The following is a 5063-nucleotide window of genomic DNA, read 5'->3' as shown; positions in this document are numbered from 1 at the left end:
AAGCAGATGTCGATCAACCAGCACAGCGACAAGCTGATCATCAACTGGAACGACTTCAGTGTGAATCGTGGCCAGACGGTGATCTTCAGCCAGCCGACCAAGACCTCGGTCGCCCTGAACCGGGTGGTTGGTGTCAACTCCAGTAACATCCAGGGGCAGATCAAGGCCAACGGCCAAGTGTTTCTGATCAACCCCAACGGGGTGGTGTTCGGCAACAACGCCCAGGTGAACGTGGGTGGCCTGGTAGCCTCGACCCAGAACATCACGGATGCCAACTTCACCGCCGGCAACTACAGGTTTGCCGGGACCTCACAAGCTGAAATCGTCAACAACGGCATGATCACTGCCACCGATGGTGGCAGTGTGGCCCTGCTCGGCAAGACCGTGCGCAACGAAGGCGACATCAAGGCACAAAAGGGCCGTGTGGCTCTGGGTGGCGGCAACGAGTTCACCGTCAGCTTCGACAGCAACAACCTGCTGGACCTGAAAGTCGATGCGGCGGCGATCAATGCACTGGTCAGCAACGGTGGTCTGCTCAAGGCCGATGGCGGGCAGGTGCTGATGACCGCACGGAGTGCCGGCTCGATGCTGCAGACCGTGGTCAACAACCAGGGCGCCATCGAAGCCAATACCCTGTCGCGCAAGGCCGGCAAGATCACCCTGGACGGTGGTGATGTAGGCGTGGTCAACGTCGGTGGTTCGATGAGCGCCAGCGCACTGGCCTCGATCGGTGATGGCGGTGTAGTGGAGACCAAGGGCGCCAACACCAAGGTGCAACTGGCTGCCCGGGTCAACACCCTGGCCACCAACGGCAGGGCCGGTACCTGGAAGATCAGTTCCACCGATGTCAATGTCAGCCCAACCTCCACCCCCGGCAGCAACAACGTCTATGCCGATACCCTGTCGCATAACCTGTCTACCACCAACGTCGAGTTGAGCAGCAAGTCCGGCAACGTTTCGATCGACGGTGACATCAACTGGACCAGCGGCAATCAATTGAGTGTCGCTTCGGCCCAGGACATCAATCTCAACAAAAAACTGACGGCCACTGGTGCAGGCGCCCGTATCGAGCTCCAGGCCGATCGGGACATCAAGCTCGATGGCGCGATAGCGCTGACCGGCACCAACAGCAGCCTCGGCCTGGTCTACGGCAACAGCTATGCCTTGGGCGACAACGGCCAGGTCACCCTGTCCGGCAGCGGCGCTTCGTTCGACGTCAATGATGACCTGTACACAGTGATCCAGAACTCCGCGCAGTTGCAGGCGATCGGCACCAACCTTGGTGGCCTGTATGTGCTGGGCAATGACATCAAGGGCACCGGCATCATCAAGACCATTGGTGGCAACAAACAGTTCAACGGAATCTTCGAGGGCCTGGGCAATACCATCAGTGGTTTCACCGTCAATACCGATGGGCCTTACGGTGGTCTGTTCGGCCGATCGTCCGGCAGCATCAGCAACCTCAAGCTGGCGTCGATGAGAATCAACGGTACCACCTCCAACTCTGGCTTCGGAAAAATCGGAGGCTTGGTCGGCGAGAACACCGGCCGCATCGAAAACGTCAGTGGCATCAACCTGACCGTGAACGCCAACAGCAATCAGACCAACACTGTCGGTGGCCTGGTCGGCGTCAACGCCGGCGGCAGCATCAACCGTGGCTCGGTGTCCGGTACGGTGACCGGTAACAACAACACCTTGGCCATGGGCGGCCTGGTAGGCGAAAACAATGTCGGCCGCGCTGGTGTGGGGACCATTACCAATAGCTCCACCAACGTGCAGGTGCTGGGCACCGTACAGCTCAGTGAGGTTGGTGGCATGGGCGGCCTGGTGGGGGTCAATAAGGGAGGGGAAATCAGGGGCTCTTCGAGTGCCGGTACGATCGGAACTGGTTTTCGTCCACCCGTTAACCCACCCGTTCGTCCGCCTTACATAGACCCGAACCTGGGTGGCCTGGTGGGCTACAACCAAGGCGGCCAGATTGAGAACAGCATGTCCTCGGTCAATGTCTGGGGTTATGCCGCTAGCCGCATCGGTGGCCTGGTGGGGACCAACAGAAATGGCTCCATCATCGACTCCAGCGCCAGTGGTGCGGTTACGGGGGCAACGTCCCTGGCCGCAGGTGGCTTGGTGGGCTGGAACCAGAACAGCACGCTGACGAACGTCAAGGCCACTGGCACGGTCACTGACTCCACCGGCACCAACATTGGCGGTCTGGTGGGCAGGAACGAGGAGAGCCGGATCGACACGGCGGAAGCGAGCGGCAATGTGGTAGGTGGTGCCAACAGCAATGTCGGCGGCCTCATCGGACACAACTTTGGCGGCAGCACCGAATATGTCGTGGCTCGTGGCAATGCCAGCGGCGGCAACATCAGCAACGTCGGCGGGTTGGTGGGCTACAACGACGGTGACCTGAGTTCGGCCGAGGCCAGCGGTAACGTCAGCGGCGGCGTCAACAGCAACGTCGGCGGCCTGGTGGGTACCAATGGCGACCTTGTCGATCACCGCATCAATAGCACATCGGCCAAAGGCGACGTGTTGGGCGGTAATCAGAGTTCGGTTGGCGGCCTGGCCGGTCAGAACAATTCGTTCATCACCAACTCCCTGGCCCATGGTCAGGTGAGCGGTGGCGTCTCTGCCCGCCTGGGCGGATTGGTCGGCTTGAACACGGGCGATCTGCGTAGCTCCGTGGCCACCGGCAAGATCAACTTCGTTGCGCGCAACGCCCAGACCTACGGTGGCCTGGTCGGGGTCAACTACGGAGACATGCGTTACAACGAGGCGCTGGAACTGGCGAGCCAAGTACCAGCGGTTGGCCTGAACGAGGGCGATATCCGCGACTGATGACCGGTACTTGCTGATCTGAGGAATGGCAGTTCCCCCCGGTGTGCCTGGCTGATGCCTGGTGCACCGGGTTCTGGCTGCTGACGGGCACCTGCTTGTCTCGTTCCCTGATGACTTTTTAAGGGTGGCCGGTAGCAGCCGGCCACTGTTGGGCAATCCATCTCATTTGTGCACGACGCCGCCGTTGTCATGGGCGGCGGTACACAGGTGCAGATAGGGAGAATGACAGATGATTCGCCAATGGCTGAGGCTTGTAGCTGGTCGCAGATGGCTGCCCCTGTGGGTTCATGGCGTCATGCTCGCAGGGGTGCTGTGCGGCTGGGGCAGCGCGGATGCGCGAGCCGCTCTGTTGAACGGCTATGCCCGGGACTGCAGGATCACCAGCGACGCCGGTTCACAATGGAGGCTGGTCAACCCGTTGAACAGCAACACTGCGGAGGGGACCGTGTTGTGGGAGCGTACGGTCTCCTTGCACACCAGTTTCAGTCTTGCCATATCCGGGAGTCCGCGAGAGCTGGTGACTGCCGGACATTGGAGCGGCGGTACGCCGCAGCCCTATGACGCCGCTCCTACCAATGTCCAAGGCATAGGTCTTCGATTGGATGCTGCTCCTCGAGGGGGGAAGAGCATAAGGGTGGCTCAAGTCACCTTTCCCATAGCGCTGGAAAAAAATGACGATCTGGTCTACGAGAGCGGTTCACCCTCTCAGACCATGGTCACCCAGATTGTTCAATCGCTGATCCTGACCGTGCCGCCGGATCAGTTGCCCACGGGCACCCTCAAAGTGACCCAGGTAACAGGCTCGTCCTACCTGCAGTTGCATGCGTACGACCTGAAAAAAAACGAGTCGACCCTGGGGTCCCAATTGAGCGATCTCAGCGCACCGCTGACCGGCAGTTGCCGCACGAGCCTGGTCATGGGCGGCCTGGACTTCAGCATGAATATCGAGCTGCCCAAGACCTGCGTGGTGGAAGCCTACAAAGAGATCGGGGTGCGCCTGGGGCGCTTCGCCCTGTCGGACTTTCCCCAGGTCAACGCTACCTCGCCTGCGGTTCCCTTCAGTATCGGGTTGAGCCGTTGTTCGATGCAGGCCAAGCCTCGCATCAGCTTTATCGATAAATCCGGAGGATCGTCGGTCCAGGGCGTACTGGGTCTGATCAATTCCAGTACCAGGGGGTTCGGCATTGTCATGACCAATGGGCTGACTTCGGAGCGCATCGAGTACAGCGGCCAGAGCTACGAGATGCAGCGCATCGGCGATGGCGCAAGCATTCCCCTGCGGGCCAGCTACATCCGCATTGGCAATGACCAGGAGGTCCAGGCCGGCGGGGAGGCCAACGGGGCCGCAGAGTTCACTTTTACCTTCCCATGATCGCGACCGGTCAATGAACCGGTTCGTCCGTGGGCGAGTTCCACCCAACACCGTCGTTCAATTTTGAAGGCCTAGCGGGCGCTTCAGCGGCAGTGCCGTGCTGCAAAGGTTTGTAGTACGTAGATAAATCGATATGGAGTTTTCATGAACAAGATCTATGCGTTGGTATGGAACCAGGCCCAAGGCTGCTGGAACGTCACTCACGAAGGCGCCCGGCGTCGGCGTACCGGTTCCGGCAAGGGCCTGGTGGTGGCGGTTGCCAGTCTCCTGGCATTGACCGGGTTGCCCTCGGCGTTTGCCTTGCCCACCGGTGGGGAGGTGGTGTTCGGCAGTGCCGACATCCTTACCCAGGGCCCGAACATGTCGATCAATCAGCACACGGACAAGCTGATCACGAACTGGAATGACTTCAATGTTCAGGCCAATCAGTCGGTGAACTTCAATCAGCCCACCAGCACCTCGATTGCCCTGAACCGGGTCGTCGGTGTCAATGGCAGCCAGATTCATGGGCAGATCAACGCCAATGGCCGGGTGTTCCTGATCAACCCCAACGGGGTAGTGTTTGGTCAAGGCTCACAGGTGAATGTCGGTGGCCTGGTGGCGACGACCCGCGACATCAGCGATGCCGATTTCAAGGCCGGCAATTACAAGTTCACCGGCGACTCGGTGGCCGAGGTCGTCAACCAGGGTTCCATCACTGCCGCTGACGGCGGTGGCGTTGCGCTGCTCGGGGCCAAGGTGACCAACCAGGGCACGATCAATGCGCAGAACGGGCGTGTGGCGCTGGCCGCAGGCAATGGCTTCACCGTCAGCTTCGACGACAACCAACTGCTGGACCTGCACGTCGACA

At 60.3% G+C, this 5063-nt stretch carries 3 protein-coding genes; all 3 read left to right on the top strand.

All coding sequences use genetic code 11. The features are described from left to right. A partial coding sequence (locus tag BLX41_RS19795) for a two-partner secretion domain-containing protein (RefSeq protein WP_259745026.1) occupies nt 1–2841 on the top strand: 2841 nt, incomplete at its 5' end. 229 nt (nt 2842–3070) lie between these two features. After that, nucleotides 3071–4213 carry a fimbrial protein gene (locus BLX41_RS19790; RefSeq protein ID WP_185073690.1) on the top strand — a complete coding sequence of 381 codons (1143 nt, stop codon included), beginning with the start codon at nt 3071–3073 and terminating at the stop codon, nt 4211–4213. Nucleotides 4214–4357: 144 nt separating this feature from the next. Then, a partial coding sequence (locus BLX41_RS19785; RefSeq protein WP_123726256.1) for a two-partner secretion domain-containing protein occupies nt 4358–5063 on the top strand: 706 nt, incomplete at its 3' end.

Source organism: Pseudomonas protegens, assembly GCF_003732485.1.
Lineage (GTDB): Bacteria > Pseudomonadota > Gammaproteobacteria > Pseudomonadales > Pseudomonadaceae > Aquipseudomonas > Aquipseudomonas protegens_B.
This window is presented reverse-complemented; position numbering and strand designations above follow the sequence as displayed.